This is a genomic window from Prevotella sp. tc2-28 (assembly GCF_900107705.1).
Lineage (GTDB): Bacteria > Bacteroidota > Bacteroidia > Bacteroidales > Bacteroidaceae > Prevotella.
Genome location: NZ_FNRE01000029.1, coordinates 1 through 2,228, shown reverse-complemented (window position 1 = coordinate 2,228; position 2,228 = coordinate 1). Strand labels below are relative to the sequence as shown.

The following is a 2,228-nucleotide window of genomic DNA, read 5'->3' as shown; positions in this document are numbered from 1 at the left end:
GCAGGTTCCAGGAGCATCACGCAGCCGTAGACCATGTTCGCCACGTGCTGCAGCGTGGGCTTGTTGCACGGGTACTTCTGCGTGTTGACGAATTCTTCCAACGTAAAGTGTTTACTGAGTTTTGTGTGTTCCATGATCGTTTTTTGAGCACTTTTTTCACGATTTCTTTTCCGTTTTCTGCCCTTTGTCCCTTGCCAGCAGGAAGCTGATGACGAGCTCGATAAATGTCAGAATTGTTTTCCATGTCTTGTTCATAATCGTGTGTTTTTAAGGTAAATAAATAGGGTTAATTTTGTGGTCTAGACCACCTCTCTTATACATTGCGAAGGTACAAAAAAATATCGAGAAAACCAAACGTTTCCCCGATTATTTTCAATGCTTTTGGCAATTGACAATTTCTTCTGCCAGCCTATTCAACATCAAGCATTGTTCTCTCGTGATAGTACGGCGTTGCATGTGGTATTCCCAAGGGCTCACTTGCAAAAGACGACCACCGGAACATGCATCGAACGATTCACCAGAGGGCTTGTACAATGGCGGGAAACCATTTTCACGAACCAAGATAAGGCGATAGCCTAAGTCCATAGCTTCGCGCATGACATCCTTTTCGCGACTGGCAATGGCAGCGCTAACCAGAATGCCGCCAGCCTCTCCATATGCCAGCCACCTTCGCTTATATTCAGCATATTCCTCATCAGTGTAGGCGTTATGGACGATGACAGCGACCTTGTCTGGCATGTCGAGCAGGAAGTTGTTACCGACCAGCTGACAATGCCACTCGCCGATGTCGAGGTAATGCATCGTTGTAAAGTAATCGGGATGAAGCCGCTTGATGGCCAAACGGCGGGGATTGTCATCTAGGTAGCGTATCCAATTGTCCAGCTGTCCGTCTTCCAGCAGAATCTGGTCATTATAGCCGGCTTCAAAGAGGGAGGGGCGCCTTTGGCCTGCTGATGACACAGCAGGAGTGGTGATGGCTTCAGCCGTCGTCACAACTCCCTGCGCGTCAGCGCAGGGTTCTTCCCTCCACCATGCCCGCGAGCAACCGCCCTTAAACCCAGCGACGACATTACCCAGGTGCTTTCCCTCTGGCATATCCTCTGTTACCCTTACAATCATGTGGATATGATCAGGCATGATGCAGAGATAGTGCAAATCGAGTGAAATGCAAAATAAATCGATATTTATTTTCATTTCCGATTGTTAACAACCAGAACTTTTATTTTTCCTGCAACTTTTATGGAAATAATCCTTGGCGGTGTCGGAGAAAAATGGTATCTTTACAGTCTTTTTCGGACTGTTAAAAAAGGAGGTATAAATGAATCTATCGGCAGATGAATTTTTGTCCCTGTCGACGCAGCTGAGCGACAGGGACGTAAGAGTAATGGAACTCGAAAAGCAGCTAGAGAAAACAAGGGAGTTGTTGCTCGTCAAAGAAGCCGAGAATGAGGCGCTGATACAACAGTTGGTCATCGACCTCAAGGGCACCGTAGATCTGGAAAACTTTCCGTTGCCCTACGAAGGTGCCTATGCACAGGCACTGTACCTGCTCGACCACGGCTTCAACCCACAGCCAACCCATGAGGAGAGCCAGCTCATCACCGACCACAACAGGCGGTTCGAGGAACCCAACGACTGCGAAGAGGCCATCCGCACGTTCCTCAGACAACCCGACGGCATTGGCAGCTCTGAAACCATGTCGTCTGGCGACATCATGCACGAGCTGAACTATCGCGGATTCCGAGGACGTGAGTATAAAGCTAACAACATTGGAAAAACAATGAGGAAGCTGGGATTCGAGAGCAAGGTAATCCACGGTACTCGCAAATATCTTGTTGTGAAAGTTGATTTTGCGCTTCACACCACCGAAAACAAGGAAGATGCCAAAGAATTCACACCAGATATATTCTAAATAGCTAATTGGGTGGAGGAGGTGGACGTTATTTCTATGCATTTGATAAATTAAATCCTAAATCTACTTGTACATTTTGCAAGGTGATTTAGGATTTATTTTTAATCCCCATAAGGAAATACGTCCACCTCCTCCACCCATTTTTGGCAAAAAAACAGGCTGCAAACGCCCTCATTTTTACAATAACATGCGCTTATCGCGCAATAACATGCCCTTATCGGGCAATAAGGATGGGTTATTGACGATGCAAAAAAGCGTGTGTTTTTCTGCGAAAAAAGTGGTGGAAATGTTTGGTGGTTTCGGGAATTTTTTGTAT

The 2,228-nt window shown here is 46.5% G+C and carries 3 protein-coding genes; 2 read left to right on the top strand and 1 reads right to left on the bottom strand.

Features of this window, described 5'->3' with window-relative positions; all coding sequences use genetic code 11:
* Positions 1 to 372 precede the first annotated feature (372 nt).
* A complete protein-coding gene (locus BLU47_RS14385; protein WP_143025595.1) occupies positions 373 to 1,194 on the bottom strand; it encodes a hypothetical protein in 822 nt (273 codons plus the stop codon).
* 190 nt (positions 1,195 to 1,384) lie between these two features.
* Between BLU47_RS14385 and BLU47_RS14380 the strand changes: the two genes are divergently transcribed.
* Complete coding sequence (locus BLU47_RS14380) at positions 1,385 to 1,912, top strand: hypothetical protein (protein ID WP_143025594.1); 528 nt, start codon at positions 1,385 to 1,387, stop codon at positions 1,910 to 1,912.
* A 76-nt stretch (positions 1,913 to 1,988) separates the two neighbouring features.
* Positions 1,989 to 2,228: hypothetical protein (locus BLU47_RS14995; RefSeq protein ID WP_218131553.1), on the top strand; the 240-nt coding region annotated here is incomplete at its 3' end.